This is a genomic window from Pseudarthrobacter sp. N5 (genome assembly GCF_050157035.1).
GTDB lineage: Bacteria > Actinomycetota > Actinomycetes > Actinomycetales > Micrococcaceae > Arthrobacter.
In genome coordinates this window covers 801,983-828,777 of sequence record NZ_CP189593.1, presented here as the reverse complement: position 1 = coordinate 828,777, position 26,795 = coordinate 801,983, and the positions used below count along the sequence as shown (strand labels likewise).

General features: G+C 63.3%; 21 protein-coding genes, 1 tRNA gene, 1 other RNA gene and 3 pseudogenes. 13 read left to right on the top strand and 13 right to left on the bottom strand.

Annotated elements, in window-relative coordinates; genetic code table 11:
- Positions 1–103: 103 nt before the first annotated feature.
- Both ACQCST_RS04205 and ACQCST_RS04200 read right to left on the bottom strand, forming a co-directional pair.
- The gene (locus tag ACQCST_RS04205; RefSeq protein ID WP_426998085.1) at positions 104–778 is read right to left on the bottom strand and encodes a LytR C-terminal domain-containing protein; all 675 of its coding nucleotides are present in this window, start codon (positions 776–778) and stop codon (positions 104–106) included.
- On the bottom strand, positions 771–1,070 hold the full coding sequence (locus tag ACQCST_RS04200) for a type II toxin-antitoxin system VapB family antitoxin (protein ID WP_426998084.1): 300 nt from the start codon (positions 1,068–1,070) through the stop codon (positions 771–773). The genes ACQCST_RS04205 and ACQCST_RS04200 overlap by 8 nt, the downstream gene beginning before the upstream one ends.
- Before the next feature lie 145 nt (positions 1,071–1,215).
- Between ACQCST_RS04200 and ACQCST_RS04195 the strand changes: the two genes are divergently transcribed.
- A complete protein-coding gene (locus ACQCST_RS04195; RefSeq protein WP_426998083.1) occupies positions 1,216–2,145 on the top strand; it encodes a hypothetical protein in 930 nt (309 codons plus the stop codon).
- A 297-nt stretch (positions 2,146–2,442) separates the two neighbouring features.
- Positions 2,443–3,858 carry a stealth family protein gene (locus ACQCST_RS04190; protein ID WP_426998082.1) on the top strand — a complete coding sequence of 472 codons (1,416 nt, stop codon included), beginning with the start codon at positions 2,443–2,445 and terminating at the stop codon, positions 3,856–3,858.
- 12 nt (positions 3,859–3,870) lie between these two features.
- On the opposite strand, the gene ACQCST_RS04185 is transcribed toward ACQCST_RS04190, so the two are convergent.
- Positions 3,871–4,800 carry a phosphodiesterase gene (locus ACQCST_RS04185; protein ID WP_426998081.1) on the bottom strand — a complete coding sequence of 310 codons (930 nt, stop codon included), beginning with the start codon at positions 4,798–4,800 and terminating at the stop codon, positions 3,871–3,873.
- Between the two features lie 300 nt (positions 4,801–5,100).
- The gene (locus ACQCST_RS04180) at positions 5,101–6,621 is read right to left on the bottom strand and encodes an FAD-dependent oxidoreductase (RefSeq protein WP_426999072.1); all 1,521 of its coding nucleotides are present in this window, start codon (positions 6,619–6,621) and stop codon (positions 5,101–5,103) included.
- A 332-nt stretch (positions 6,622–6,953) separates the two neighbouring features.
- Here ACQCST_RS04180 and ACQCST_RS04175 point away from each other — a divergent pair.
- Positions 6,954–7,676, top strand: a pseudogene (locus ACQCST_RS04175) (IS30 family transposase); the annotation flags it as partial.
- A 14-nt stretch (positions 7,677–7,690) separates the two neighbouring features.
- Here ACQCST_RS04175 and ACQCST_RS04170 read toward each other — a convergent pair.
- A pseudogene (locus ACQCST_RS04170) lies at positions 7,691–8,892 on the bottom strand (IS110 family transposase).
- 239 nt (positions 8,893–9,131) lie between these two features.
- On the opposite strand from ACQCST_RS04170, the pseudogene ACQCST_RS04165 reads away from it, so the two are divergent.
- Positions 9,132–9,581 (top strand): annotated as a pseudogene (locus ACQCST_RS04165) (IS30 family transposase); the annotation flags it as partial.
- 115 nt (positions 9,582–9,696) lie between these two features.
- On the opposite strand, the gene ACQCST_RS04160 reads toward ACQCST_RS04165, so the two are convergent.
- Positions 9,697–10,011 (bottom strand): ArsR/SmtB family transcription factor, encoded by a 315-nt coding sequence (locus tag ACQCST_RS04160; RefSeq protein WP_426998080.1) that lies wholly within the window; start codon positions 10,009–10,011, stop codon positions 9,697–9,699.
- A 188-nt stretch (positions 10,012–10,199) separates the two neighbouring features.
- Between ACQCST_RS04160 and ACQCST_RS04155 the strand changes: the two genes are divergently transcribed.
- Together ACQCST_RS04155 and ACQCST_RS04150 are read left to right on the top strand one after the other, a co-directional pair.
- The gene (locus ACQCST_RS04155) at positions 10,200–11,162 is read left to right on the top strand and encodes an SDR family oxidoreductase (protein WP_426999071.1); all 963 of its coding nucleotides are present in this window, start codon (positions 10,200–10,202) and stop codon (positions 11,160–11,162) included.
- A gap of 150 nt (positions 11,163–11,312) precedes the next feature.
- The gene (locus ACQCST_RS04150) at positions 11,313–12,086 is read left to right on the top strand and encodes an aminotransferase class IV (RefSeq protein WP_426999070.1); all 774 of its coding nucleotides are present in this window, start codon (positions 11,313–11,315) and stop codon (positions 12,084–12,086) included.
- A 289-nt stretch (positions 12,087–12,375) separates the two neighbouring features.
- Here ACQCST_RS04150 and ACQCST_RS04145 read toward each other — a convergent pair whose 3' ends face one another.
- From ACQCST_RS04145 to ACQCST_RS04135, 3 genes are all read right to left on the bottom strand, one after another.
- Entirely contained in the window at positions 12,376–12,861 is a 486-nt protein-coding gene (locus tag ACQCST_RS04145) for a glutathione peroxidase (RefSeq protein ID WP_426998079.1), read from the bottom strand.
- A 140-nt stretch (positions 12,862–13,001) separates the two neighbouring features.
- Positions 13,002–14,390 (bottom strand): M23 family metallopeptidase, encoded by a 1,389-nt coding sequence (locus ACQCST_RS04140; protein ID WP_426998078.1) that lies wholly within the window; start codon positions 14,388–14,390, stop codon positions 13,002–13,004.
- Positions 14,391–14,510: 120 nt separating this feature from the next.
- Positions 14,511–14,888: a MarR family winged helix-turn-helix transcriptional regulator gene (locus ACQCST_RS04135; RefSeq protein WP_426998077.1), complete on the bottom strand. Its 378-nt coding sequence runs from the start codon at positions 14,886–14,888 to the stop codon at positions 14,511–14,513.
- Between the two features lie 84 nt (positions 14,889–14,972).
- Between ACQCST_RS04135 and ACQCST_RS04130 the strand changes: the two genes are divergently transcribed.
- Positions 14,973–16,433: an MFS transporter gene (locus tag ACQCST_RS04130; protein ID WP_426998076.1), complete on the top strand. Its 1,461-nt coding sequence runs from the start codon at positions 14,973–14,975 to the stop codon at positions 16,431–16,433.
- Between the two features lie 62 nt (positions 16,434–16,495).
- Positions 16,496–17,404, top strand: coding sequence for an oxygenase MpaB family protein (locus tag ACQCST_RS04125; protein ID WP_426998075.1), 909 nt, complete (start codon positions 16,496–16,498; stop codon positions 17,402–17,404).
- 86 nt (positions 17,405–17,490) lie between these two features.
- Here ACQCST_RS04125 and ACQCST_RS04120 read toward each other — a convergent pair.
- A tRNA-Ser gene (locus ACQCST_RS04120) sits at positions 17,491–17,575 on the bottom strand.
- Between the two features lie 329 nt (positions 17,576–17,904).
- On the opposite strand from ACQCST_RS04120, the gene ACQCST_RS04115 reads away from it, so the two are divergent.
- From ACQCST_RS04115 to ACQCST_RS04095, 5 genes are all read left to right on the top strand, one after another.
- Positions 17,905–18,228, top strand: a complete 324-nt coding sequence (locus tag ACQCST_RS04115; RefSeq protein ID WP_426998074.1) for a hypothetical protein — start codon at positions 17,905–17,907, stop codon at positions 18,226–18,228.
- Between the two features lie 545 nt (positions 18,229–18,773).
- Positions 18,774–18,870, top strand: an RNA gene (ffs, locus tag ACQCST_RS04110) — signal recognition particle sRNA small type.
- Positions 18,871–18,903: 33 nt separating this feature from the next.
- A complete protein-coding gene (locus tag ACQCST_RS04105; RefSeq protein WP_426998073.1) occupies positions 18,904–22,131 on the top strand; it encodes a DNA polymerase III subunit gamma and tau in 3,228 nt (1,075 codons plus the stop codon).
- A gap of 29 nt (positions 22,132–22,160) precedes the next feature.
- On the top strand, positions 22,161–22,760 hold the full coding sequence (recR, locus tag ACQCST_RS04100) for a recombination mediator RecR (RefSeq protein WP_426998072.1): 600 nt from the start codon (positions 22,161–22,163) through the stop codon (positions 22,758–22,760).
- 33 nt (positions 22,761–22,793) lie between these two features.
- Positions 22,794–23,369 (top strand): GNAT family N-acetyltransferase, encoded by a 576-nt coding sequence (locus ACQCST_RS04095; RefSeq protein WP_426998071.1) that lies wholly within the window; start codon positions 22,794–22,796, stop codon positions 23,367–23,369.
- Positions 23,370–23,376: 7 nt separating this feature from the next.
- Here ACQCST_RS04095 and ACQCST_RS04090 read toward each other — a convergent pair whose 3' ends face one another.
- The 3 genes from ACQCST_RS04090 to ACQCST_RS04080 form a co-directional block, all read right to left on the bottom strand.
- On the bottom strand, positions 23,377–24,477 hold the full coding sequence (locus ACQCST_RS04090) for a hypothetical protein (RefSeq protein WP_426998070.1): 1,101 nt from the start codon (positions 24,475–24,477) through the stop codon (positions 23,377–23,379).
- Between the two features lie 121 nt (positions 24,478–24,598).
- Positions 24,599–25,735, bottom strand: coding sequence for an ABC transporter permease (locus ACQCST_RS04085; protein WP_426998069.1), 1,137 nt, complete (start codon positions 25,733–25,735; stop codon positions 24,599–24,601).
- The gene (locus ACQCST_RS04080) at positions 25,732–26,715 is read right to left on the bottom strand and encodes an ABC transporter ATP-binding protein (protein ID WP_426998068.1); all 984 of its coding nucleotides are present in this window, start codon (positions 26,713–26,715) and stop codon (positions 25,732–25,734) included. Before ACQCST_RS04080 ends, ACQCST_RS04085 begins: the two co-directional genes overlap by 4 nt.
- Positions 26,716–26,795 lie beyond the last annotated feature (80 nt).

The window sequence follows — 26,795 nt, the reverse complement described above, 5'->3', positions numbered from 1 at the left end:
TACCGCCACCACCGTTGTGCTCTCACTTTTGGTTCCTATCCGGCCGGTTTAGGGACCAGAAGTGAGAGCGCAACTCGGAGTGGGGCGTACCGCCGGCCGACCATCAGGGCGTGGCTGCTGCCGTCGGAATGACCGGCCGCTTTGAACCGTCGGCGATCCGCCGGCTTTCACGCGGGCAACTGAGCTTTCCGGGCGTCTGGTCCACCAGCTCGGGGGCGGTGAGTTCCTTGTAGCCGCTGGTGAGGATCACATCCACGCTGGCGTCGGAGCGGTCATCCTGGAAGTAATCGGATCCGGGCACATTGCGCTGGACACTGAATGCGGCAGACTGGCCCGCAGCCCCGGAAACCACTGCAGCCACACCCCGATACCCTGATTGGGTGTTGGACACAGTCCCCACCAGGAATTTGCGGCCAAGAAACTCGTCCGCAACGGATCTGGCCAGGCCGGGCCGGGTGGTGGAGTTGTAGACGTTGAGGTTGATCTGCTCGTTGGGCGTGTAGTCGAAGGTCGCGGCCGGACACACGGAAACAGCCTCGTGGCTGCGTTCCGCCGTCGGAACTTTGATCTGTCCGTTCATGATGGCCAGGGCGATAACGATGGCGGAGATGATGAGCCCTATCAGCAGGACCAGCACCACTGCGTGCACGATTCTGCGCCGCAGCCGGACAGGGTTGTGGGCGGTGTCCTCATCCTCCACAAAAGTGGCTCGCAGCTCCGGTCCGGTAACCACCCGGTGCCCATGCAGGACGGTGACGTCCTTCGCTTTCCTAGCCATCGATGACCAGCACACGGGCGTGGATGGCGGTGCGCTGGTGGAGGGCGGTGCGGAGTGCGCGGTGCAGGCCGTCTTCCAGGTACAGGTTTCCGCGGTACTGAACCACATGCGGGAAGAGATCGCCAAAGAACGTGGAGTCCTCCGCCAGGAGAGCCTCAAGGTCCAGCGTGCGCTTGGTGGTCACCAGTTCATCCAACCGGACGGGGCGCGGGGGCAGTGCAGCCCAGTCTTTGGGCGTGCTGTAACCATGGTCGGGGTAAGGGCGTCCCTCGCCCACAGCTTTGAATATCACCATGCCAGCCTAGGCAGCTTGCGGGTTCATGGGAATGTATTGCCTCCTGCGTCCTGAGGTTGTAGCCAAACAGTGACCATCCGTCACATGCGGAAGAGTATGGAAAGTAGCGGGGATGCCAGCAGGCGGCTGACAGAATGGTGCCATGACTGCACCTGAGACCCCTGCTGATTTTCCGTCCGGCAGCCGGCCGCCGTCGGCCCCTGCACTAGCGCTGCTGCTCGACGTCGACGGCCCCGTGGCCAGTCCGGTTACCCGCGCCGTGAAGCCGGAGATCATCGCGGACCTGGTTGCCCTGGCCTCCGCCGGGATCCCCGTCATTTTTAACACCGGCCGTTCGGACGCCTTCATCCGCGAGCAGGTCATGGAGCCGATGATCGCCGCAGGAATTCCGGCGGGGACGGTCATCCATGCCATCTGTGAGAAGGGTGCCGTCTGGTTCAGCTACACCGCGGCTGGACCCGGCACCATCCATGTTGATCAGCAGCTGGCCGTGCCGAAAGCCTATGGGGATGACGTCCGGCGCCTGGTCGCGGAGGATTACGCTGCGCACATGTTCTTCGACGAGACCAAGCGGGCCATGGTGTCCGTGGAGCAGCACATTGCGGTGTCCAGTTCCGACTACCTGGACGAACAGCAGCTCTTCGACGCCGACGCCCTGGAGCTGATGGCCCGGCACGGACTGGGTGTGGTGATGCTGGACCATCACGCGCCGGATTCGGATGACCAGGTGGACTATCGCGTGGACCCCACCATCATTTCCACTGACATTGAGTCGGTCAGGCTGGGCAAGGACCTGGGCGCCAGCCGTGCCGTGGAGCTGCTGGCGGCGCAGGGAATCACTCCGCAGGCCTGGCGGACGGTAGGCGATTCGCGGACGGACTACGCAATGGCCGATTGGCTGCACCACAACGATCACCCGGTCAAGCACGTTGATGTCCGCCCGGCCGACGGTGTTCCGGTCAAGCCATACCCCGTGCTGACCGCGGTGGATCTGGGCTTGGGTGCCGAGGTCATCCACGACGACGCCGGCGGCGCCTTCCTGCGCAGCTGGCGGGACGCGCTGGCCCTCTAATCCGCCGGCGGCCGGACAGATTGAAACCCGGCCGCGGACGGGAACTTCGGGCCGGTTTTTCGGCCCGGGTTATCATGCAAGTAGAGAAACGTTCCCATTTCAGCTCGGAGAAACACCATTACAGACACTACGGTCCAGGACGATGTTTACTACGGTGGCCAGGCATCCGAGGACGGCGGCAGCCATCCGGAAGTCACCTCGCCGGCTGCTGTTGCACGCCTTAAGAACCGCTCTGACATTGTCAGGCACCGCGGCCGCTATGCGCTGATCAACCATAACCGGACGCCGTACCAGGCCATGGTGGAGGATCTGCTTTTTCTCCGGAACGTACTGTCCGGGGCCGGGCTGGACTATCTCCTGGTACGCGGAAACAACCACCGACCGGTGATTGCGCTCGACTGGAAAGACCGCAAGAAACTGCGATCGGCACTAGTGGAGGCCTGCTGCAACGAGCCGGTGTACTCCATGACCGTTGATGCGAAGAAGAAATCATCTGTACTGGTGGCCGACGGCGAGCTTTCCTCCAACCGGCAGGCCAGGATTTTCCGCCTGTACCGTCCGCGGGTGGAACCTGACGGCGGTTTTGACTTCGGATCTTCCGCCGGTGTCCAGATTGAGCTCTGGAGCTTCGAAGGCGACCAGCTGATCCTGCCGATCGAGAATTCCCTGACCCGGCGCACCATGCTCACTCAGGACGCCGTCCGCGGAACGGTGGAGCGCTACGGACATACCTGGCCCACTATCGAGAACATGTTCGCCGACCACGCGAGCGACATCAGTTTCGACGTCGATTTGGTGTTCTCCTGGGTGGACGGTAGCTCACCCGAGTACATCGCTGCCCGCCTTGCACGGATGGCTGGCGTGGTGGTAGGTGAAGGCGACGACCACGAGGCCCGCTTCCGGCAGATCGATGAGCTCAAGTATGCGCTGCGGTCCATCTACATGTTTGCGCCATGGATCCGGCGGATTTTCATTGCCACAGACTCCCCCGCCCCGAAGTGGCTCGCGGAACACCCCTCGGTGACGATTGTCCGCAGCGAGGAATTCTTCGCCGACCCCACGGTGCTGCCCACCCACAATTCGCAAGCTGTGGAGTGCCAGCTGCACAACATCGAGGGCTTGTCCGAGCACTTCCTTTATTCCAACGACGACATGTTCTTTGGCCGCCCGGTTGGCCCCGACATGTTCTTCACGCCCGGCGGGATCACCAAGTTTATCGAGGCGGAGACGCGCATTGGGCTGGGCGACAACGACGCCCAGCGAAGCGGCTTTGAAAATGCGGCCCGGGTGAACCGCAAGCTGTTGTGGACCCGGTTCGGCCGGATCACCACCCGTCATCTGGAGCACACGGCAGCACCCCTCAGGCGAAGCGTAGTGTCCACGATGGAAAGCGAGTTTCCGGCCGAATTCAGAAAGACGGCTGCAAGCAGGTTCCGTGCCGCGGACAACATCTCCGTGACCAACTCTTTTTACCACTACTATGCTCTGCTCACCGGACGGGCCGTCACCCAGACAGCCGCGAGGGTCCGGTACGTGGACACTACCGCCCGGTCCGGGTTGAACTACCTGCCAAAGCTCCTGGCCAAGCGCAACATGGACTTCTTCTGCCTCAATGACGGCAGCTTCCCGGAGGTTCCCGCCGAAGAACGCGCGCAGCTTGTCACCGAGTTCCTGGAAAAGTATTACCCCATCAAGGCGCCCTGGGAGAAGTAGGACGACGCCCAATCACCGGGCGGAACGGCTCGGCACCTTGGCCACGCCTTCGGGTTTGGCGTTCTGTGGGATACGGATACCGGCTGCAGCCAGGCGCCGTTGCGTCTCAGCCGCGCTGACATGCTCTCCCACGGTGGGTGAGCTGCCCAGCAACACCACTGAGTGCACGATCGTGTGCTCGTAGACGTGTACCAGGTTGAACGCCTGGCCCCCGTCGCGGCCGCGCGTCCCGCCCACTCGCACGTTGAGGTCCTGGGTGTAACACGTGGCGGAGGCGACCGACACCGGGATGCCGGCGAAGCTCGCCGTCGTCGAATAATGCAGGTGACCCGCCAGAATGGTGCGGACATCGGAGTTGCGCACTACGGCGGCAAGGGCGGCCTGGCCGCGGAGTTCCACCAGCACCGCGAGGTCCAGCACCGACGGTACCGGCGGGTGGTGCAGCGCCAGGATGGTGCCGTCCGGGGCCGGTGTTTCCAGTTCCGCCGAGAGCCAGTCCAGCTGGGCCTGGCTGAGTTCACCGTGGTGGAAACCGGGAACTGTTGTGTCCAGAGTGATGATCCTGAGGCCGTTGACGAAGTAGCTGTGGTCCACTGGCGCATCGTCTCCAGGTTGATCCAGCAGCCCGGTGCGGAAGTTCGCCCGGTTGTCGTGGTTTCCCATGGCCCAGATGACCTTGGCTTTCAGGGCCTTGCAGGCCGGTTCCACGATGGCACGCAATTTGGCATAGGCTTCGGGATCGCCCCGGTCCGCCAGGTCGCCGGTGAAAATAACAGCTTCAGGACGGGCACCTGAGGCATGGACTTCTTCAAAGAGCTGGATGAGGCGGGCTTCACTGTCAACCACACCGTGAAGGGGTTCCGGACCTCCCAACAGGTGGGGGTCGCTCAGGTGGAGTAGAAAGTGGCGTGGCCGGGGGTGTTCGGCCTCGATGTGCTCCATTGCTGCCTTCTTGGTTGGGTGCAGACCGATGTCTCCAGTGTCCCTCTCAGTAACCTTTATCCAACCAGACAATGGGCAAACACTGTGGAAACTGCGGTGGGCATGTTGAAAAAACTACGGTGTTGCGCCCGGTGGGCGTGACTGATGGCCAAAAACGGCGGGGGGATAAATGAAAGCAATGTCGTTAATAGCTGCGGCCTGGACAGGCACGGCACTCATAGGTTTACTCGGGGGCAGCTCCGGAGCAACCATCGGGATCAACGGTAGTTGCGGGCCTGCGGCCCGGTTTACTCGCAAGCCCTAACGGCCGCTGGTGCCGTTCTTCCAAGTCGGCGACGTCGGAAGATTGTGCGTTGCCGGCCCCTCCAGCAGTTTGCCGTCCGCTCCGAAGCGGGAGCCGTGGAGGGGGCAGTCCCAGGACTTCTCGGCATCGTTCCAGGTCAAGAGCCCGCTCAGATGCGTGCAGCTCGCCGAGAGCAGGCACACCTTGCCATCCACGGTGGAGACAGCTGCCGGTTTTCCGCGGTATCGGCCCACAACACCCACACCTTCGGCAGGTCGGGTTTCGTCGGTGATCTCGGGCCCGTTCTTGAGCCCGTTGTTGTCTTCGATGATCCGGAGCGCGACACCGGCGTTGAAGCGCACAGAGGCGGCCACCCCTCGCGGTGACGTCACCCGGTGGTGAATAGTGGTGGCCCATGCCGGCTGCCCACCCAGAATTTCTGCAGAGACTGACAGGGCCGCTGCAACTGCGTTGGTCATCCCCCACTTGTTGTAGCCCGTGGCGAAGAGAATCCTGCCCTTGCCACGCGGCAGCCGGCCGAAGAACGGCATGAGGTTGGTGGCCTGGTAGTCCTGGGCGGACCATGTGTGGGTCACCTGTGCGCCGGGGTAGTTTGCGACAGCCCAGGCCAGCAGCTCGTCCAGATACTGCCTGGGCGATGCAGCCCTGCCTCCCTGGTGCCCGTAGCCGCCGACAAGTAGCAGCTCCCCATCCGCGGCCGGGTATCCGCGCTGGGAACGCGTGGGCGCATCGATCGACAGGTACATGCTCGACGGCGGGGCCGCACCGTCAGGCAGACGGAGGGCGGCTGCATAGGAGCGATTCGGCACCACCTTGGCAAAGTAGAGGCCGCGGTCCAATATGGGAGCACCCGTGGCCAACACGACGGTGTCGGCTGTGACGCCGCCGTGACGTGTGGCCACCTCAAGGGGCTTCCCGGAGACAACGTTCTGTACATGCACGCCCTCAACGACGCTTCCTTTGAGCTCCTGAATCTCCGTGGCAAGGGCATCGAGCACGTCCATTGGATGGAACTGCGCTTGGTTCTCCAGCTCAAGCGATTCGACGACAGGAAACGGCAGGCCATTGTCGCGAGCGAAGTGGACATCCAGACCCGCGTCCCGCGATACGGCAGCTTCTTGGCGCAGCCGGCGTCCGCCCTCTTCGGACGTCGCGAAGGTAGAGGCTGTTCTGTATTGGAAGGGTACGCCGTGCGTCTGGAGATGGTCGAGCAGCCACGCCTGGCCGGCACGGTTGGCGTCAACGTATGCTTTCACCATTTTGAGCGAGTATTGGCTGCGAAGAGCCGAGAGCATCCCGCCCTGGAGCAGGCTCAGTTTGCCCGTGGTGTTGCCCGTGCTCACCGCCCCGATGGTCCGCGCCTCCAGAACCACCACCCGTTGCCCGGCCCTGGCCAAAAGCACCGCGGTCACCAGACCTGTCAGGCCTGCTCCGACAACCACAACGTCGTAGTGCTCTTGCACTTCAAATTCATCGGACGTGAAGCCCGATTGCCGATCCAACCACAGCGATTTCATCGAAACCACGAGCCTCTCGTTTGCAGGGTCAGTGCGAAGGTCTGCCACGTCTTGAAGCAAACAGTAGGACTGCCGGCTGCACGAATCAAGCACGCCGAGCTCGCCGCCGTCGTCAAGGCGGCGACGTGATGGCCGCACAAAAGTCTCCCCCAACCGGTAGGCCGTGCCGTCGCCGACACGCTGCTCGCCGAAGCCGGAGGGGTGAACCGGATCTGCGTACTCTTGCCCGACTCCGCCGAACTCTTCGGAATCGCAGGCCTTACGATCAGCCTCAAGCAACGCCGTCCACAGAAGGTTCCTTGGGTTCTTGTGGTGATTGCAACACTTAGCGGATGGGTGTTGTCATGGCGGGGTATTCGATTTACGTAAGACCGGATCTTCTGCAGCTGTTTTGGGCCGGGATGCAGGCCGGTGATTTCATCACGGACGCCGTTGCGCCGATCAATACGAGCAGGCGGACCGGGCGCCGGGTCCTCGCGGAGGCCGGGGGTGTCAGGCCTCGCCGCGGCCGGGATTTGAAGGGCCGTTGCCTGACCTTCGCCCAACGAGAGGAGATCGCGGTGCTGCGCGCCCAAGGACAATCACTGCGGCAGATCGGGGCTGTAATCGACAGATCGGCCTCGACGGTGTCCAGGGAGCTGCGGCGCAACTCGGTGGCAGGATTGCCCTACCGGGGCACCTCGGCTCACGCGCTGGCGTATGAGCGGGCCTCGCGGCCGAAACCGGCGAAACTGCACACGAACACGGTGCTGCGTGCGAAGGTGGAAGAGGACCTGAAAAAGAAGTACTCGCCGGAGCAGATTGCAGGACGACTCCGGGTTGAGTTTCCCGATGAGCCGGAGATGCGGGTGTCACCTGAGACGATTTACCAGTGCCTTTACGTTCAGTCCCGCGGAGCACTCAACCGCGATCTGGCCGCGTGTTTACGCACCGGACGTGCACTCAGGCAGCCCTGCAGGAAGGCCGGCCAGCGGAAGAACCGGATCCCGGGGATGATCAATGTCTCCGAGCGTCCTCCAGAGGTTCAGGACCGTGCGGTGCCGGGGCATTGGGAATCTCAATGCTGTTGTCAAGCAGCCTGGACGCAAATGGCGGCGGCCGGCTCCCGGTATTCGGTGTGGTCGCGGAGCATGGCCCAGATGACGTTGATGCGGCGTCGGGCAAGTGCGATAAGCGCCTGTTTGTGGGACTTTCCCTCGCCGCGTTTCCGGTCGTAGTAGGTTCTGGAAGCGGGGCTGTTTTTCAAGCTGGAGAGGGCGGCGAGGTAGCAGGTTCGGAGGAGTCTGCGGTTGAATCGGCGCGGCCGGTGCAGGTTTCCGCTGATCCGGCCGGAATCGCGTGGGACCGGAGCCAACCCGGCGACGCTGGCGAGCCGGTCGACGGAGTCGAATCCGTCCAGGTTACCGCCGATGTTCGCGAGAAAAGTAGCCGCGAGTACGGGCCCGAACCCAGGCATACTCAGCAGAACATCGGCGCTGTCGTGCTGCCTGAACAGGTCCGTGATCTGGGCATCGACGTCTGCGATCTCTGCATCGGTTGAGCTGATCTGATCGGCCAACCGGACGACCAGGGCCGATCCCATGGATTGGGCAGGCAGGACGGTGTGCTGGGCGTTTGCAGCCGCAAGTGCCTTCTCCGCCATCTTTGCACTGTTCCGGCAGCCGCGTTTTCTCAGCCAGCCAGTAAGCCGCGTCAGTCCTATCCGGCGGATGCCCTCGGGGGTCTGATAGCCGCTCAGAAGGGTCAGAGGAGCCTTCTTGGAGTAGTCGAAGGCCCGCTCGAGCGCAGGGAAGTATTCCAACAAGGTGGCCCGGAGCCGGTTGATCGCCCGGACACGGTCGCAAATCAGATCGGTGCGGCGGGCAGTGAGCATACGCAGGTCCACACTGATCTGGTCTGCGCTGCGAACGGGTTGCAGGTCGGTGCGCATGCGGGCCTGGTCAGCGATGATCCTGGCGTCTTTCGCGTCGGTCTTTCCATCCCCCGATAGGTCGCTGCGGCGTGATGCACGATCCGTCCAGGGATATAGAGCAGGTGCTGAGCGTGTGCTGCCAGCAGCTCGATCAGCAGCGCCGCGCCGCCGGCGTTCAGATCAGTAGCCCAGCAGATCTCACCACCGGCCGCGCTCTCCGCGGTTTCGGCGATGAGCTGGAGCAACGCGGTTTCGTCGTTCTCGACCCGTTTTGACAGCAGCACCGTCCCGGATTGGTCGATCACAACGCAATGATGGGCACTCTTGCCCGAGTCGATTCCTGCCCACACGTCCGGCATGTCTTTCGGTCCCTTCGATCAGCTCCAATTTGGTTGGCCCCTGTCGATAACCACGCCGGCACGTCCTTACCCAACGATCAATGTCGTAAGTCTCAATCAGCGGTCGAGTCATCGGCGGGCAGCGGGCGGCCATTCCCAGTGAGCCGTCCAAGCGGCAGGGAGATCTGGGCCATACCCACCACCCGAGGGTGATCGAAACACTACGACAGCTCCGAAGTCACCCACAACAAAATCGTAAGGAAGGCGACCTCATCATCGGCAAGGGGAATCAGTCCGCGATCGGGACGCTGGTCGAGCGGACCACCAATTACACGGTGCTCGTGCACCTGCCGGACGGGTACAAGGCCGAGCAGATGCGGGATGCACTGACCGCGAAGATCAAGACGCTCCCCGAGGCGCTGCGGCATTCACTCACCTGGGACCAAGGCATCGAAATGCAGGACTGGAAAACCGTGAAAGTAGACGCCGGTATCGACATTTACTTCTGCGACCCGCACCCGCCCTGGCAGCGGGGCATCAACGAAAACACCAATGGCCTGCTGCGCCAGTACTTCCCGAAAGGCACGGACCTGAGCATCCACAGCGCCGAAGACCTCGACTGGGTCGCACAGGAACTCAACGACCGGCCACGCAAAAGACTAGAGTTCAGAAAACCGATCGAATTGATCGAAGGACTCCTGTTGCAATGACCGCCTGAATCCGCCGATCCGCCAACGGGACAGGTGTCACCACCGAAGGATGCGGCGATGGGATCCCTGCTGAGGTGGTTGGGCCCAAGAACTCGGCGTGCCGTGTTGTCGCTTGTCAGAGGCTTTTCGTGATGACGCTGCCGAGGGCGCTGATTCGTGACTCGTTTCGGCTGTAGTGGGTCCACGGCCCGATCCGGTTGCTCGTGACAAGTCCGGCGCGCTGGAGTACGGCCATGAACTGGGACGCCGTTGATTGCGACACCTTGGCTCTGGCCTGGATGTGCTTCAAGCACACGCCGACCTCCTCGGCTGGTTGGTCCTGCGGCGGAAATGACCGGGGCTCCTTCAACCATTGCAGGATCGCCAGCCGCGTCGGGTGGCTCAGGGCTTTGAATGCCTGCACAACGTCGTCTTCGGTCAGCTCTTCCACACTCTTCACCTTATCGTAAATTTGCGATTTCCCGATGCCGATGCAACGCTTAGATCGTAAAATGACGATATTACGATATTACGATGGGAGCAGATGTGAGTACACGAACGGCGCTGGTTGTTGGGGCACACGGGGTAATTGGGGGAAATCTGATAAATCACCTCCTGGAGGAGGGTGGCTAGAAGGTCATCGGTCTCTCCCGACGAGGCGGTGAGGACTCCGACAACGTCCGGCATATCGGCGTCGACCTGCTGAACCAGCAAGACTCGGTAGCCAAGCTCAGTGGCCTTGCGGATGTCACCCACGTGTTCTATGCGGCCTATCAGGACCGCCCGAGCTGGCCCGAACTCGTCCCGCCAAACCTTGCCATGCTCGTCAACACCATCGATGCGATAGAGCCCGTCGCGGCTGACCTTCAGCATGTGAGCCTGATGCAGGGATACAAGGTCTACGGCGCCCACCTCGGCCCGTTCGCATCTCCGGCGAAAGAGGCCGATCCGCCGCATATGCCGCCGGAGTTCAACGTCGACCAACAGCAATTCCTCGCATCCCGGCAGCAGGGCAAGACATGGACCTGGTCGGCACTGCGCCGCCCCTCCGTGGTTTGTGGGTTCGGCTTGGGCAACCCGATGAACCTGGCGATGGTAATAGCCATTTATGCGTCGATCAGCAAGGAACTCGGCATCCCGCTGCGTTTCCCCGGCAAGCCCGGCGCTTACAACTGCCTGATCGAAATGACCGACGCCGGCATCCTCGCGAAGGCCACAGTGTGGGCTGCCACCGATCCCGGTACCGCTAACCAGGCCTTCAACATCACCAACGGGGACATTTTCCGGTGGAGCAGCATGTGGCCGAAAATCGCCGCATTTTTCGACATCGAGGTCGCACCGCCACTGCCCATGTCCCTGAACGATGTCATGGCAGACAAGGAAGAACTGTGGGACCGGATGGTGGCACGGCATGGGCTCCGGCCGACACCCTACGCCGACGTCTCATCATGGCCTTTCGGCGACTTCGTCTTCGCCTGGCACTACGACGTACTCGCCGACGGGTCAAAAGCTCGACGTGCCGGATTCCATGAATACATTGAAACCGAGAGGATGTTCATGGCAATTTTCAACGACATGCGGGAACAGCACATCATTCCCTAACGGAACAACTTGTCGGACTGCGCCCGCCTCGTGTTCCCACTCGTGCGAATTCCTGTGATCAGACCACCCAATGGCAGTCCGGCCGCTCCGGGCCCCAACCGCATGTCTTCTGGGAAGGGAGTTTTCACGCTGTCATACGCTGGACTCGTGATGAACGGTATGCGGGTACTAGTGGACGGATCGGAAATCAGCAGCGACGGTCTCGCCTATCTGGCCGCGGTGAATTATGGGCACTTCACCGCGATGCAGATCTGGGAAGGGAAGGTGCGTTCTCCCGCGCAGCATCTGGAGCGCTTGCGCACTGCTCACGCTGAGCTGTATGGGACATCTATTGATGTCGGAAACGTGCAAGAGCAGATACGCCTGGCTGTCGCACAGGCCCCTGATTCGTATCTGCGTGTCACCTTATTTGAGCCCAGCCGTGGACAGGTAACGGTGATGATTACTCTTCGCCCCCCGGTGGACGCACCAACAGGCCCGCAATCTCTGCTGCCAGTCTCCTATCAGCGCCCGATGGCGCATATCAAGCATGTCGGCAGCTTTGCCCAGATCCACTTCGGCCAGTTGGCCGGAGCCCAAGGATTTAGTGACGCCCTGCTCACAACGGACACCGGGGAGGTTTCCGAAACATCAATCGCCAACATAGGCTTCATCAGGCAGGACTCTGCAGTGATCTGGCCCTCGGCCCCCGCGCTTTACGGGATCACCTGGCAGGCGCTGGATACAGCCTTTGCAGCCCGCGGAGTCACCGTACTAAGGCAAAAAGTCACTCTAGGAGACCTCTCCGAATTCACCGGATCCTTCAATGCAAACTCGACCGGAGTAACCGCTGTGGGCAGCATCGGGACCTACGGATTTCCCGACATTGATTCAGCGGAACGTATCCGGGCCGTCCACGATTCACTTCCCTGGGAATCGTTCTGAGCGAACTGGAATACGGCTTCTGATTCTGATCCCCGGGCACCTGATTCGCACCGGACAATCGGCGACACATGCACAGACCCGAGCAGCCTCCGACGAGGCTTCTATCGCTCCGCACGAGACCTTGCATGAGAGTCCCGGAATCACTACGGATTCGCCGGAATAGACGCTTCGTCCGCGTCTTCAGCGACGCCGTCGGGATCCCGCGCTCACTGCCGCTCAGGATCACCGCAGCCGAGGGATTACGCCTGGGCCAAGCAATTACTTCCCGTGGCTGCTTGGCCTCTCGCCGTCAGGCGAGGGCATCCTCGATGGCATCAATGATCTCGGCGGAATCCGGCTCAACGGTGGGCGCAAAGCGTGCCACCACATCGCCGTCGCGGTTTACGAGGAACTTTTCAAAGTTCCACTTCACCAGACCAGGCAACACACCGGTCTTGAATTTTGTCAGCTCGCTGTAAAGCGGGTGCTGGTTCTTGCCACGGACGTTCGCCTTAACGGTCAAGGGGAACGTCACACCGAAGTTGAGCTGGCAGAACTCAGCTATTTCGTCGTCGCTGCCCGGCTCCTGGCCTGCGAACTGGTTGCACGGGACGCCCAGGATCTCGAAGCCCCGGTCCTGGAATTTTTCGTAGAGCGTTTCCAATCCTGCGTACTGGGGCGTGTAGCCGCACTTCGACGCCACATTCACCACCATCACCACGCCTCCCTTGAATCGTCCGAAATCAGTTTCGGTGCCGTCGTTGAGTGTCAGGGGAATGGAGTACAGAGAAGCCACAGGGCGTTTCCTCGCGAAGTCGGTGGTGATTCGGTTCTACCAGCCAAGGGTACGGGTTCATGGCAGGGCTTTCTCCCTGAGTCCCCGCCTCACGCACGCACGGCCGCCCGTAGAGTCTGCCGCCTTGCCCTGGGTATGGGCTAAGGCGTGGGTACAGACGCCGTAGATGTAGACGTTGTCGTGGCCGTGGCCGTCGCAGGATCGGCGGTGGCCGTCTGCGTGGCCGTAGGTTCCGGCGCAGGCGCTTGAGAGGTTGTGGGTGTGGATTCCGGCGGGAGCGTCGGATCCGGCGTGGCTGTAGCCGTGGGTTCTGGCGTTGGCTCCGGCGGGAGCGTCGGATCCGGGGTCGGCGTCGGTGTGGGGGTCGGCGTGGGGGTCGGCGTGGGGGTCGGATCCGTCGGTGTGGGCGTCGGTGTGGGGGTCGGCGTCGGTGTGGGGGTCGGCGTGGGGGTCGGATCCGTCGGTGTGGGCGTCGGTGTGGGGGTCGGCGTGGGGGTTGGATCCGTCGGCGGTGCAGTCGGGGTTGGCGTCGGCGCCGCTCCCGATGAAGTGGGCGTCGGAGAGGGGCTTGGCGACGGCGATTGGCTGGGACCCGATCCGGGCACCGCGGGTGGAACAGTACCGTCCGGGTTCGGAGCCTCGGGGAGTTCGTGCTCGCCACCGAGCACGGTGTGGGCATTGTCGCCGGAGACGGGAATGGCCCAGTTGGGGGTATCCCCGCTGGCGGGAATGCCGTTGACGGGTGCGTAACTCACCATGTCCAGATTCTCCAGCTCGTCCATCTGCTTGATGGGAATCATGGTCCAGCCGAGGGGGTTGGTGTGCTTTCCGTTAAGGATGGTTTCAAAGTGCAGATGGCAGCCGGTGGAGGACCCCGTGGTGCCCACCTTGGCAATGACTTCGCCCACCTGGACCGAATCGCCTTTCTTGACCGCGATTGCCTGCAAGTGGTTGTAGGTGGTGATGAGGCCGTTTCCGTGGTCAATTTCCACACGGTTTCCACCACCCCAGAGGTGCCAGCCAACAGCCCGGACCACACCGGCATCGGCTGAGTAGACGCGGGTACCGCAGGCGGCTGCATAGTCCTGGCCCCAGTGGAACTCGCCTGCGGATCCCGTGATCGGATCGATCCGCAGTCCGAACGGTGAACTTGGAATGAGCGTCTCGAGCGGAGCCATAAGCGATCCGGCCGGCGGCCGTTTCAACTCAGCAGAGGCAACATTCAGCTCGTGTTTGCCCTCTTTTGAGGTGGTCCTGACGATGGTGCGGCTAAAGGAAACCAGCGCCAATGCATCAGCGGTGAAGGCCGCGGAAACGCTCGTTCCTCCCCCCGGATTCCCAGGTTCCAAAGGACCGGGTCCCACACTGCCGGTCCCGGAACGCATGCCGGCCAATGACGCTCCGGGACCTTGGTAGCCGAAGGCAAAGACACCGAGGGTGACGACCAGGCAAGCACAGAGGATCCGCACACTGATGGCGCACGGACCGGTTGACCGTTCCTCCGGGCCGGCTCGCCAATGTTTACCCACAATTGACTCCTGCGATAGGTCCGTCAGACCCCAATCTTGGCGGACTTACGTTCCCATGGGAACACAATCGGCGTGGTCTGTGAACCCCTTTTGGCGCTGGCGAGAGGACGAGGGGCAGTCTCAGGACAGATTTTCCTTCAGCAGGGCTCGGTGTGCGACGGCGGCTTCCGCATGAAGTGCGCGGCCGGTATCTGTCAGTTCCAAGAACAGCGAGCGGCGGTCGTCCTCGCACGAGTGCCGGCTTATCAGGCCCGCCTTCTGCAGGCGGTCAACCACTTTGGACATGGCGCTCTGCGTCATGGGAGTGCGCTCGCCGAGCTGTTTCATCCTGCAGGCCGCTTCGGTGCTGTCCGCCACGAGGTCCAGGATCTCGAATTCGTTGAGCCCGATGTCGAACCGCGCCTCCAGTTCTCGGTCAATAGCCCCGGCGGTGCGGAAGTACGCGTTCTGGATGCTGCGCCATTGCTCAACCAGCTGCTGGTCCTTCGGTGTTGCCATGAAGAGATTCTAGTTCACGACGAAAATAAATGCTACGTCATAGTATTCCTTGTCATTGAATGACGCGTCATATAGATTGATGCCATGACCTCACTTTCCACTCTTGAAAGATCAGCCGGAGAACGGCAATCACCCATCCGCTGGAGCCGCGCGCAATGGCTGCTACTCCTTGTCCTGTGCACCGTTCTGGCCCTCGACGGGCTGGATGTCTCCATGGTGGGTGTCGCCCTACCCTCGATCGGCCATGAACTCAATCTCGGCACCGACTCCCTGCAGTGGATCGTCTCCGCCTACGTGCTCGGCTATGGAAGTCTCCTGCTCCTTGGCGGGCGAATGGCGGATCTGCTGGGCCGCCGTCGGATATTCCTCATTGCCCTCAGCGTCTTCGCGGCAGCCTCGCTGCTCGGTGGCCTGGTGGACGATCCCGCTGTCCTGATCGCAACCCGCTTCGTCAAGGGACTGGCCGCAGCATTCACGGCACCCACCGGATTCTCGATCATCACCACCAATTTCGCCGAAGGCCGCGAGCGCAACCGTGCCTTGTCCATCTTTTCCACCTTCGGAGCCAGCGGGTTCTCGCTGGGGCTGGTGGTGGGCGGGCTGATGACCTCCATGAGCTGGCGCTGGACCTTCCTGGTTTCCGTCCCTATTGCGATCGCTGTGGTGATCCTTGGCCGGCTGTACATCCCCAAGGACAACCCGGCGGACCAGGAACAGGACAGCGGTCACGACATCTGGGGTGCCTTAACCCTGACCGCGGGAATGCTCGGGCTGGTCTACACATTGGTTTCGGCGCCGGAGAAGGGCTGGGGATCTGTGGCAACAATCGCCGGATTCGCCGCCTCCGCCGCCGTGTTGGCAGCCTTCGCCATCATTGAAAACCGCGTAAAGCATCCGCTGATCCGGTTCAGCATCCTCAAGGAAGGCTGGGTGGCACGGGCCAACATCAGCGCAGTGGGCCTCTTCGGTTCCTACCTCAGCTTCCAGTTCATCCTCACAATGTTCCTTCAATCCGTCCTCGGCTGGAGCCCCTTGGGCATGGCTCTGGCGCTCCTGCCCACCGGGCTTCTGGTGGTGAGCACGGCTCCGTTTGCGGACAAGTTTATTGAAAGGTTCGGAGCTCCTCGGTTGATAATAGTCGGGCTGGCGGCGTTGGCCCTGGGTTACATCTTGTTCCTGAGGGTGGGCATCACGCCCAACTACGCCCTGGACATTTTGCCGTCCATCATCCTGCTGGGCATCGGGTTTGCCCTGGCCTTTCCCTCCATCAATGTCCAGGCCACAGCCGGTATCCGCAATTCGGAGCAGGGGCTGGCCGCAGGACTCATCCAGACCAGCATGCAGGTGGGTGCCGCACTGGTCCTTGCTGTCACCACGGCAATCATCAGCGGCCACAGCGAGCCCGGCGCTTCGGTTGACGCGGCCGCGATGCTGGCACAATACCGCCCGGGTCTGGTCCTTAGCGCAGTAGTGGCAATTGCCGCCCTGCTGGTGGCAGCGGCGCCGTCCCGGCGTGGTCGGAAGGCTGTCGTTCCGGTGGGGTGACCGGTCAGCGCCGCAGGTGCTGTGGAGGCGCGGGTGCGGGCGCACATCGGCGACAATGGATCATGGGCAATTTCCTCACGGAATGGCAGGCCGAACTCAAGCGGGCGCTTACCGGGCATCCGGAATCCACGCCGGAATGGGTGCCTCGGCTGGCGGAGGGTGACGACGCCGGATATCACCTGCCGGGTTCTGCCGTGTGGGCGGTTCACGGGGCAATGCCGACCATCGTTGGCGGCATCCGCGCGCTGCTCATGCAGGCGCTGCACCCGGGCGTCCTGGCAGGAGTCCATGATCACTCAAGCTTCCGCGAGGACCCGCTGGGAAGGCTGGCCCGAACGATCCGCTGGATTTTCACGGTGTCCTACGGCTCAAGATCGGCTGCGCGGGAGGCCTCGAACTGGGTACTGCGCCTGCACGAATCCGTGCGCGGCGACTACGTGGACAATCAAGGCATTGTCCGCCCGTATGCCGCGAACGATCCTGAATTGCTCCGCTGGGTGCACATTGCCTTCACCGATGCGTTTCTTTCCGCCCATCGGATCTGGGGCCGCAGCATTCCCGGCGGCCCCGACGCCTACGTCCGCGAATGGGCACAGGCCGGGCGGCTGATGGGCGTGGACGATCCTCCGCTCAGCGAGGCCGCAATGCGGCAGCAGCTTGACAGCTGGTACGACGACGGGCGCCTCCGCTCGGACGAACGGGTCGCGCAGACGGTGGCCTTCATCCGTGACCCGCCACTTCATCCGATCCTCCGGCCCGGCTATCGGGTGCTGTTCGCCGCCGCCGTGACAAGCCTGGAACCGAAGTACCGCGAGCTGCTCGGACTCCGGACGGCACGGCTAGGCCCCATACCCCTGCCGGTGAGGCTGGCCACGAAGGTGACTCTCGGCGTCGTACGTCTTGCGCTGGGGAGAGTTGGCCCCAGCGAGCTGGCCGCCCGGCAGCGGTTGCGCAGGCTGGGACTCTTGTAGAGATTTCTGGCCTATAACGCCGATTTTTGGCGGACTGAATGCCCGCGGACGCAAAAAGGCCCCGGTCCAAGGACCGGGGCCAAACGCGGAGAATGGGGGATTTGAACCCCCGAGGGCGTGAACCCAACACGCGTTCCAGGCGTGCGCCATAGGCCGCTAGGCGAATTCTCCAGCTGCTTCTGAATCAAAAGCAGATACTAGAATACCTGAACTTTTCGGCATCGCCCAATTGAGGAATCGGCGCCGTCCGGGTGTGATCTGTGCCGGGAGCCGCCTTCAACACGGAGTCAGTGGCCCTTAACGTCAAAATGGACGCCCCCAATGCGTCCATTCCTCCGATATCACCGTTGAGCTGCTGGGTCCGGCCAACCCTCCAGGCCCCGCAGCTCACAATCTTGAGATTGCCCCAATCGGTGTACATATCTATAGTCCGCCCTGCGACGCGGATAAGCAATGAAAAGTGTCAGCGCTTACATGATCGGGGCTGGCAGGATGGCATCATGACGCAGCTGCACGCCCTGGTGATGTATGTTCCCGAAGCCCATGCCGACGCCGTCATGGCTGCGATCGGCGATGCGGGGGCCGGAAGAATGGGTGACTATTCGCACTGCTCGTTCACCTCCTCGGGCACGGGACGCTTCACTCCGCTGGCCGGCGCGACGCCTTATATCGGCGAGGTTGGCGTGGTTGAGCGGGTGCCGGAACTGCGGATTGAGTGCGTGGTTGAGGACGGAATGCTCGACGGCGTGGTGCTGGCTTTGCGCGCCGCGCACCCCTATGAGGAGCCGGCATTCATGAGCTGGCCGGTGGACGGGTGGCGTTGAGCCCAACTATCACCCGAGAATTGATGGCTGGCAGCAAACGCTCAGACCAGGGCAGGATGACGAGCCATGGCCCAACGCCGGTTGATGATCGCCACCTCGTCCCATGTCGGCAGCCGGAAGCCCTCACCGCCACCCTGGCCGGCCGCCTCTGCATATGCGGCAACTTCTGACCAGCACCACAGCGTGGCGCCCGCATGAATGCGGAGGACGGAAAATCAGTGTCGGGATGACGCTTCCCGGAGGCCCAAAGGGCAACAGCCTGCCGAGGGACATTGAGCCGTTCGGCAATCTCTGTACTCGTTACGAAATCCGGCCCCACTGACAGTACATTCGATGCCCAGAGCCCGGATGTCCTCAATGGCCCCCAGTGCCGCGTCCAGACCCGCTTGAGCCGAATGCCTTCGCCAAAGCCGCGGACAGCGGCCATCCGTAGCTGCCACCCCAAGGCGAGCGGCTCCTGGGCCCTCACCAGCCGCCGTCGCACGTCAGTCATTCCATGTGGCACAGGCGATTCGAGCGGCACTCAAACTTCGGGTAAGCTTGACGACGGCCCCTCATGTGGCGTCATCCTGTTGAACTCCCCCAGGACCGGAAGGTAGCAAGGGTAGATGGGCTCTGGCGGGTGCATGAGGGGTCTCTTATTTAAATGTCAGTCCCTATAGGTAGGCTTCCCCTGTGACTGTTACTACTGCTCTGTACCGCAGATACCGCCCCGACTCTTTCGCGGACGTTATCGGGCAGGAACATGTCACCGAGCCGCTCATGACGGCCCTGCGCAAGAACCGCGTGAACCACGCCTACCTCTTCTCGGGCCCCCGCGGCTGCGGCAAAACCACCTCCGCCCGTATCCTGGCCCGCTGCCTGAACTGCGCCGAGGGCCCCACTGACACCCCCTGCGGCAAGTGCCCCAGCTGCATCGAGCTGGCCCGCGGCGGATCCGGCTCGCTCGATGTCATCGAGATCGACGCCGCCAGCCACGGCGGAGTGGACGACGCCCGCGATCTCCGCGAGCGTGCCACGTACGCTCCGGTCCGCGACCGCTACAAGATCTTCATCATCGATGAAGCCCACATGGTCACGCCACAGGGATTCAACGCCCTGCTGAAGATCGTTGAAGAGCCGCCGGAACACATCAAGTTCATCTTCGCCACCACGGAGCCGGACAAGGTCATCGGCACCATCAAGTCCCGTACCCACCATTACCCCTTCAGACTGGTGCCGCCCGAGCCGCTCATGGCGTATCTCGAGCTGCTCTGCAGCCAGGAAAACGTGCCCGTGGCGCCGGGCGTGCTGTCGCTGGTGATCCGGGCCGGCGGAGGCTCCGTGCGTGACTCGCTCTCCGTGCTGGATCAGCTGATGGCGGGTGCAGGAGCTGACGGTTTGAACTATGAGCTCGCCGTCGCCCTGCTCGGCTACACCCACGCGTCCCTGCTTGACGATGTTATTGAAGCCGTGGCTGCCTCGGATTCAGCCACCGTGTTCCGCGCCGTGGACCGGGTCATCCAGACCGGCCACGATCCGCGCCGCTTCGTTGAGGATCTGCTGGAACGCTTCCGCGATCTCATCATCGTCCAGGCCATGCCGGAAAGCGCGCAGTCGATCCTCCGAGGTATGCCCGCAGACCAGATCGCCAGGCTGCAGAACCAAGCCCACAACCTTGGCGCATCCGAGCTGTCCCGCGCGGCCGACGTCACCAACACAGCGCTCACTGAGATGACCGGAGCAACGTCACCGCGGCTGCACCTTGAGCTGCTGTGCGCCCGCATCCTGCTGCCCAGCTCGGAACAGACGGAGCGCGGCATTGCCGCTCGGATCGACCGCGTTGAGCGCCGTATGAATTACGCCGGGAACGACGTCGGCGCTCCCGCTGCCGCCGTCGGCCCCGCCCCCGCTGTTTTGCCTGCGGTTTCGCCCTCCGAAACGGCCGGATCCCGACAAGCTCGAACACCGGAAACACCCGTGGCTGAGCCTTTGGACACCACGTCTGCCGAAACCCCGGGAGTCGAGACGCGTCAGCCTCTCGTTGCACCGCGAGTCAGCACCAGCGACTGGCCGGTGGACGAGCCGGCACCAAACACTCGTCAGAAGCCCGAAGCCTCAGGAAGTCGCCAAGCTCGATCGCCGGAGGCGGCACCCGCACCAATGCCTGAGCCGGCAGCAGCCAGCCCGGTATCAGCTCCCCTATCCGGTGCTGGAACCGGTGCTGGTCCTGCTGCTGAAATCGAAGTCATTCGCCGCGCATGGCCGGAAATCCTGCAGAGGCTCGCTATCATCAAGCGCAGCTCATGGTCCCTGATCCAGCCGAACTCCCAGCCGCGTGGCTTCGACGGACAGACACTGACTCTGGCGTTCACCACTGAAGGGCTCGCCGGGACTTTCAGCCGCGGCGTCTACAGCGATAACCTGCGCAAGGCCATTCACGACGTCCTCGGCTTGGATTGCCAGATTGTCCCCGTTGCCGGTGGAATCAACAGCGCAGCGAGCTCTGAGCCAAACCCAAAAGCGCCCGCTAGCCGGGCAGCCCCGGTAACGTCCACGGATACCGATTGGGGTCTCACGCCCGTAGAGCAGAGCAATTCTGGTGTGCAAGCCAACTCAGCTACGGCCGGCGCCGGCACCTCCGTGACTTCAGCGGACCAAGAATCAGAGACTCGCGCTGCCCCGGTACACGACGCACCCACGCCCGCACACGCACCCGCGCCGGGATCGTCCTCGGCAAAGGTCGCTGTCACCGAAGTGCCCGAGGCCGTTCCTGTGCCTGGGCGGACTGCTGTGACTGAAGCACCTGCGGCGCTGGCGGCGGACGTCGACGCAGCCCAACAGGAAACGTCCCGGGCCGAGCCTCCCGGGGACCAGTCCGGACAGGGCCACGAATCCTCGGGCTCGTACTCATACCCGGACGATGACTGGGGTCCGCCCCGGGACGAGGACGCTCCGCCACTCGACGAGGAACCTCCGTTGGACTGGGACCCCTCGGCGCCGGTGCCGTCCCGGCAGGCAGCCGCTGACACAGCCGCCCCCGCCAAAACCGCCGGCACTAAAACCGCCGCCGCCCGCAAGACTGCCGCCAAAGACCGGAGCGCCTCGGGTTCCAAGTCAGCAAAAACCGCCGGTGCCACCGCTGCCAAGGCGGGCGCAGCCACGACCGGTCCTCCCACACCGGACGTCTCCAAGGATGCGTGGGCGCGCGCAACCGAGCAGGCGCCGGGCATCTGGCTTACCGGCACCGAAACCAATGTGGGGGCGTACTCCAACGCGTCTGCGCAAGCCACGGAATCGGTAGCTGCCGCCGAGGATGGACCACCGTACTACGCACCCGCCACAGCACAGATCCCGCCCATCGTGCCCGCGGCTGCAACCCCGGTTCCCAAGGCCCCCCCGGCTCCGCAGGCTGCCGCCGATCAGGATCCTTGGGCAGCGCCGGCACAGGGCAGTGAACAAACGTCCGCGAGCCCAGCCCCTGACTCGGCGCCGGCACCGGCTGAAGCTCCGGTTACCGCACCGGTCTACGCCACCATGGCATCCGCCGCGGTCACAGCCCCGGTCTATGCGATGGCCGCCGCCCAGACCCAGCCGGGCCAGGCTCAGGCCGAGCCGGCTCAGCCCGGCCAGGCGCAGGCCGCTCCGCCATTGGCAGCTGTCACCACGACGGCTGCATCGGCAACGCGGCAAAGCCTGTACCAGCGGCTGTCCAACAGCCCGGAAGCAGAGGCGGGCCGCGCTAAGGCTCCGGCCCGCACCGCAGCCTCCGGTGCAAAGTATGTCCAGGACGTCCCTAGCGCCGACGACGAAACAATTGAGGAATCCGGAGTCTTCGGCCGTGCCGCAGTGGAGCGTATTCTGGGCGGAAAGCTGATCGAGGAACGCTCCCTCGACGGCAGCCCCCTGACGCCCCGCTTCTAAACCATCCAAGCCAATAGAACGAGGAAATTGTGTACGAAGGTGCAGTTCAAGAGCTGATCGACGAGCTCGGCCGCCTTCCCGGCGTGGGGCCCAAGTCCGCCCAACGGCTGGCCTTCCACATCCTCGACGCCGATCCCCAGGACATGAAACGCCTGGCCGACGCCATCACCATGGTCAAGGAACGCGTGAAGTTCTGCACGGTCTGCGGCAACGTCACCGAGCAGGAGCTGTGCAATATCTGCCGGGACCCGCGCCGGGATCCCTCGGTTATCTGCGTCGTGGAAGAGTCCAAGGACGTCCTCGCCGTTGAGCGCACCCGGTCCTTCCGCGGCCGGTACCACGTTCTGGGCGGGGCCATTAACCCGATCGCCGGGATCGGACCGGAACAGCTCAGGATCCGCGAGCTCCTCACCCGTCTCAACGACAGTGCCATCCAGGAAGTCATTATCGCTACGGACCCCAATCTGGAGGGCGAAGCCACCGCCACCTATCTGGCGCGTATGCTCAAATCAATCGGCATTATTGTCACCCGCCTCGCCTCCGGACTACCCGTCGGCGGGGACCTTGAATATGCGGACGAAGTCACGCTAGGCCGGGCCTTCGAAGGCCGCCGCAATGCCCTTACGTGACCTGCCCTTGCCGCCGGAACCTGGATAGGGACCATGGAACTGATCTCCCCGATCCTCACTAAGCGTCTGAAGCTGCGTCTCCTGACGAAGCACGACGCTGCCGCCCTCCACCGTTTTCGCGGTCACCAGACTGCCACCCGCTATCTCTCCCACGAACCGTTGTCCGTGGAGGAAAACAGCGTGCGGCTGAGCGAACAGCTGGCACACGCTGAGGCTTCCACGGCGGAATGGTTCCACCTCGGCTGGGCGATAGAGCTCCGGGCAACCGGGGAGGTTATTGGCGATGCCCGGGCGTGGAACAGCTCCAACCCGCCCCTGCCCGGGAAGATACCCGCAGACCACGCCGCACTGGGCTACATCCTGCACCCCGACCACCACGGCAGCGGGTACGGCAGCGAAGCCGCAGCCGCCCTGGTGGCGTGGCTGTTCGGCGACCGCGGCACGCGAACCATCTATGCCGGTGTCTACGAACCCAATCTTGCGTCCCGCAAGTTATTGGAGACCCTCGGCTTCACGAGGGATCACCATTTCCCGGCGGACCAGGACAGCCATGGCAAGGGACTGCCGTCGTGGCGTTACAGACTGGACCGGCCTCGCAACATGAGCTGAGGGACCATCAGCTGACGGCGGCCTGCTGCCGTCTGCGGGCTGCCCTTCCGCCTGCGGCCAGGAACACCCCCGCAACGGCAAGCTGGAGCGCCGGACCGCTGAAGGACAGCGGAAGCTCCGTGGCTGGTTCGGCCATTTCTTCAGCGTTGACACAGGCGACCTGACGGGACGGCCCTTCCGCAGCAGCCTGCAGCTCCCCTGGCAGCCAAGCAATGGAATTCTCACCTTCAACAGCCTGGCCTGCCAGCAACCCGAAGATCACCACCGGGTTAGCGGCCGCCAGCCAGATGATCCGCTCAGTATGGAACACCTCGGCGGCGCCCACGATTTCGCCGGCGCACTCGTAGGAGACCAGCCGTTCGCTGCCGTAGTCACGCTGGACGTTGAGGGCCACGGACACCGGCTCGTCGGCCCGGACCGCCGGAAGCAAGGCAATTGCGGCCGCCACGTTGCCAACCGCCAGAATCAGGCCTACAAGCCAGCCGGTCACCACGGCAGCCGGCCGCCGCTCGGACCACGATTCGGCGCCCGCACCAATGGCGCTGAACACCACAAATTCAAGCAACATCACGACGGCGGCGACGCCAGCAATGGCAACTGGCCCACCGGAGCTGACGGCCAGGACGAGCAAAACAGCGGTTGCCACTGCCGTAAAAACCAGACCGCGCCCCATGGCGGCAATCCAAGGACGCAGCGGGCCGCTGGACCGGGCATGGTCCACAGTGCCTGAATCCTGCCCGGGTCCGGTGCGTAGGCGTGAAAGCCCCCAATGAGTGGCCAGCAACGAGGCGGTCAGGGTCAGGCACGCTGAAGTCAGTAGATATCCCCACCCCTGGACCTCCGGCGGATACCCCCCACCTGACATTAGGAGGACCACGGGCACGGCAACCAGCCAAGACGCCAGTATGGCAATCGTAGAGATGACCCAGAACCGGGCCCGTCCCAGCGCAACGCGGGCATCCTGCACCGCCAGCCGGAGCACCACAGCAACGGGCCCCTCAGGGGGTGGGCCGCCGTCGTCGTCCCCGTCAGGAAAATCAATAATGACGCCGGGGCCGATCAGCTCGTAGGACGACGGCGCCGCTGCGTCCTTCTTATCCTCAGCCACCGATCGAGCCTCCAATCCAATGGACATGCCCACTGCCAGCATTCTGGAGGAGACATGTTGGCTACATGTCCCATCCTGAGCCTGAAGGGTGGGCATGTCCAGTGGAGGAAGGCCGCTGGCTTCAGGCGATACGGGTGCCCCGTGCCAGCCGGTGGGCCGGCGTCCGCAGCGAGCGCCATCCCAGCCACATCAGCAGGGCAGACAACGCCAGCTGCAGTCCCAGCCCCAGCGGCCACAGCGGTGTGGTCTGGCTCAGGTACTGCGGCTTCGGCTCGCCGTTGGCGCACGGGTAGGTGCCCTCCGGTCCGGCCATGGCCATCCGCGCGCCCTGGCTGATGGACTCGATCATTCCGCCGGAGTAGTACATCGGCTGTTTGCTCCGATCCGGGTACGGAATGGCGTCGGCTACCACCACATAGGGGTTCATGGCCATCAGCCAGGCAACGCGTTCGGTGTGTGTGGCGGGCTCCTCGCGGAGTTCGCCAACACAGGAATAGGACGGCCCCGTAGTGCCGTTGCCCGGGGCATACTCGCTGTAGTTCCGGCCCTGGGCCTCGTTGGCCATCACGGTGCCCTGCGTCAGGCCGACGCCGAGCCCGAACGCTATGAGTGTGCCGATCACCAGCCCGGCAACTGCCAGGTAGGTGATCACGATCGAAAACAGCGGACGCCCGGCCAGAGCCGAGATACCCACCCCGATGGCGCAAACAACACCCACTTCAACGGACAGCATCACCAACGCCACTATCACGTGGCCGGGCGTCATGCCGCCGAGCACCACTCCGAAAACGAGGAACGGCGTGCTGGCCATCAGGAAGGCAAGCGCTGCGAGCCAGGCGGCGAAAAACTTGCCCCACAGAATCTGCCCCGGCTTGAGCAGCGTCACCTGCAGAATGGCCAGCGTGCCGCCGGCGCGGTCCCCGTTGACGGCATTGGCTGAGAGCGCAGGGGCCACTAGCAGGGCGAACAGCAGCACAAAGGCCAGCACCACTTCGAAGATCATTGAGCCCGGGCCGGTGGACTGCGCCGGCACAACATCGCGGTAGCCGCGCTGGTACTCCCGGCCGGCATTCCAACTGGCCCAGGTCAGCCAGGTAACAATGCCGGTCAGCGCAAACCAGATGCCCAGCATGATGTACCAGCCCCGGGAGCGCAGCCGCTGCTTCATCTCCAGGACAACAACATCGCGGACACCACGGAAGTAGCCTGCGGCGCTGGGCCGGGCGGCAGAGTGCTGCAGTTCTGTTTTCTGGCTCATCGTCGCTCCGCTTCCAGGTTCATGTAGGTCTCCTCCAGTGCGCCGGAGGCGGGGGCAAAGGCGGTCACCCCGACGTCGGCGAGCACCAGGTCGCGGAGGAGGCGTCCGGCGTCGTCGTCGTTCAAAAGCATAAGACTGACGGCCGGGCGCCGTCCGGTCTCTTCGCGGAACACCAGACCGAGTTCGCTGAGCTTTGCAGAAAGCGCCGGGCCGTTGGCAGCGGAAATGGCGTAGCGCCGGCCTGTTGCGCCTGCCTCCTCAACGGTCTGCTGCCGGACCGTGCGGCCCTGGTTGACGAACACCGCGCCATCGGCAATTTCGTCCAGTTCACTCAGCACGTGGGACGAAACCACTATGGCCTTCCCGGCTGCAGCAAGTTGGCGCAGCATGTTGCGCAGCTCCACCCGGGAGCCTGGATCCAGCCCGGACGCCGGCTCGTCGAGGAGCAGCACCGAGGGATCATGAATGAGGGCACGCGCCAGGCTGAGCCGCTGCTGCTGGCCCCGCGAGAGGACGCGCGCAGGCTGGTCTGCAAGCTCTTCCAGCCGCACCGTGGCCAGCATTTCAGCCACCCGGGAAGCGATCTCCGCTTTGGGCATCCGGTAGAAACGTGCCATCTGGGTGAGGATCTCGCGGGCCGTCAGCGATTCCCAGACGCCCAGGGTGTCCGGCATCCAGCCCACCTGAAGACGAACTTCGGCGCGATGGTGCTGCGGATCCAGGCCGCCGATCGTGATGGTGCCGGAATCAGGGGCCAGCAGCGACGCCAGCATCAGGAGCAGCGTTGTCTTTCCGGCGCCGTTTGGGCCGATCAATGCGGTGACCTTCCCCGCCGGTGCGTGGAAATCCATATGCTCGACGGCGTGGACCGAACCGAAGCTGCGGCTCACCGCCGTGGCCGTGATCCCGCCGGAAATGCCGCCGGAGTTACCGCCACCGGCCAGCGGCTGGCTGTCAGAAATGTCCTTAACTACTGGCATGCTTCGTGCACCTGTCCCCCGGAGTAAATATTCAAATGCATACTGACTATTCGATAGTACGCCAGGCCAGATTTCCCCGG

Bases quoted from the DNA above. Each gene is read 5' to 3' on its own strand.
- ACQCST_RS04205 (WP_426998085.1), bottom strand. From the start codon at position 778: ATGGCTAGGAAAGCGAAGGACGTCACCGTCCTGCATGGGCACCGGGTG.
- ACQCST_RS04195 (WP_426998083.1), top strand. From the start codon at position 1,216: ATGACTGCACCTGAGACCCCTGCTGATTTTCCGTCCGGCAGCCGGCCG.
- ACQCST_RS04190 (WP_426998082.1), top strand. From the start codon at position 2,443: ATGGTGGAGGATCTGCTTTTTCTCCGGAACGTACTGTCCGGGGCCGGG.
- ACQCST_RS04185 (WP_426998081.1), bottom strand. From the start codon at position 4,800: ATGGAGCACATCGAGGCCGAACACCCCCGGCCACGCCACTTTCTACTC.
- ACQCST_RS04180 (WP_426999072.1), bottom strand. From the start codon at position 6,621: ATGAAATCGCTGTGGTTGGATCGGCAATCGGGCTTCACGTCCGATGAA.
- ACQCST_RS04150 (WP_426999070.1), top strand. From the start codon at position 11,313: ATGAACGGTATGCGGGTACTAGTGGACGGATCGGAAATCAGCAGCGAC.
- ACQCST_RS04135 (WP_426998077.1), bottom strand. From the start codon at position 14,888: ATGGCAACACCGAAGGACCAGCAGCTGGTTGAGCAATGGCGCAGCATC.
- ACQCST_RS04130 (WP_426998076.1), top strand. From the start codon at position 14,973: ATGACCTCACTTTCCACTCTTGAAAGATCAGCCGGAGAACGGCAATCA.
- ACQCST_RS04125 (WP_426998075.1), top strand. From the start codon at position 16,496: ATGGGCAATTTCCTCACGGAATGGCAGGCCGAACTCAAGCGGGCGCTT.
- ACQCST_RS04115 (WP_426998074.1), top strand. From the start codon at position 17,905: ATGACGCAGCTGCACGCCCTGGTGATGTATGTTCCCGAAGCCCATGCC.
- ACQCST_RS04095 (WP_426998071.1), top strand. From the start codon at position 22,794: ATGGAACTGATCTCCCCGATCCTCACTAAGCGTCTGAAGCTGCGTCTC.
- ACQCST_RS04085 (WP_426998069.1), bottom strand. From the start codon at position 25,735: ATGAGCCAGAAAACAGAACTGCAGCACTCTGCCGCCCGGCCCAGCGCC.
- ACQCST_RS04080 (WP_426998068.1), bottom strand. From the start codon at position 26,715: ATGCCAGTAGTTAAGGACATTTCTGACAGCCAGCCGCTGGCCGGTGGC.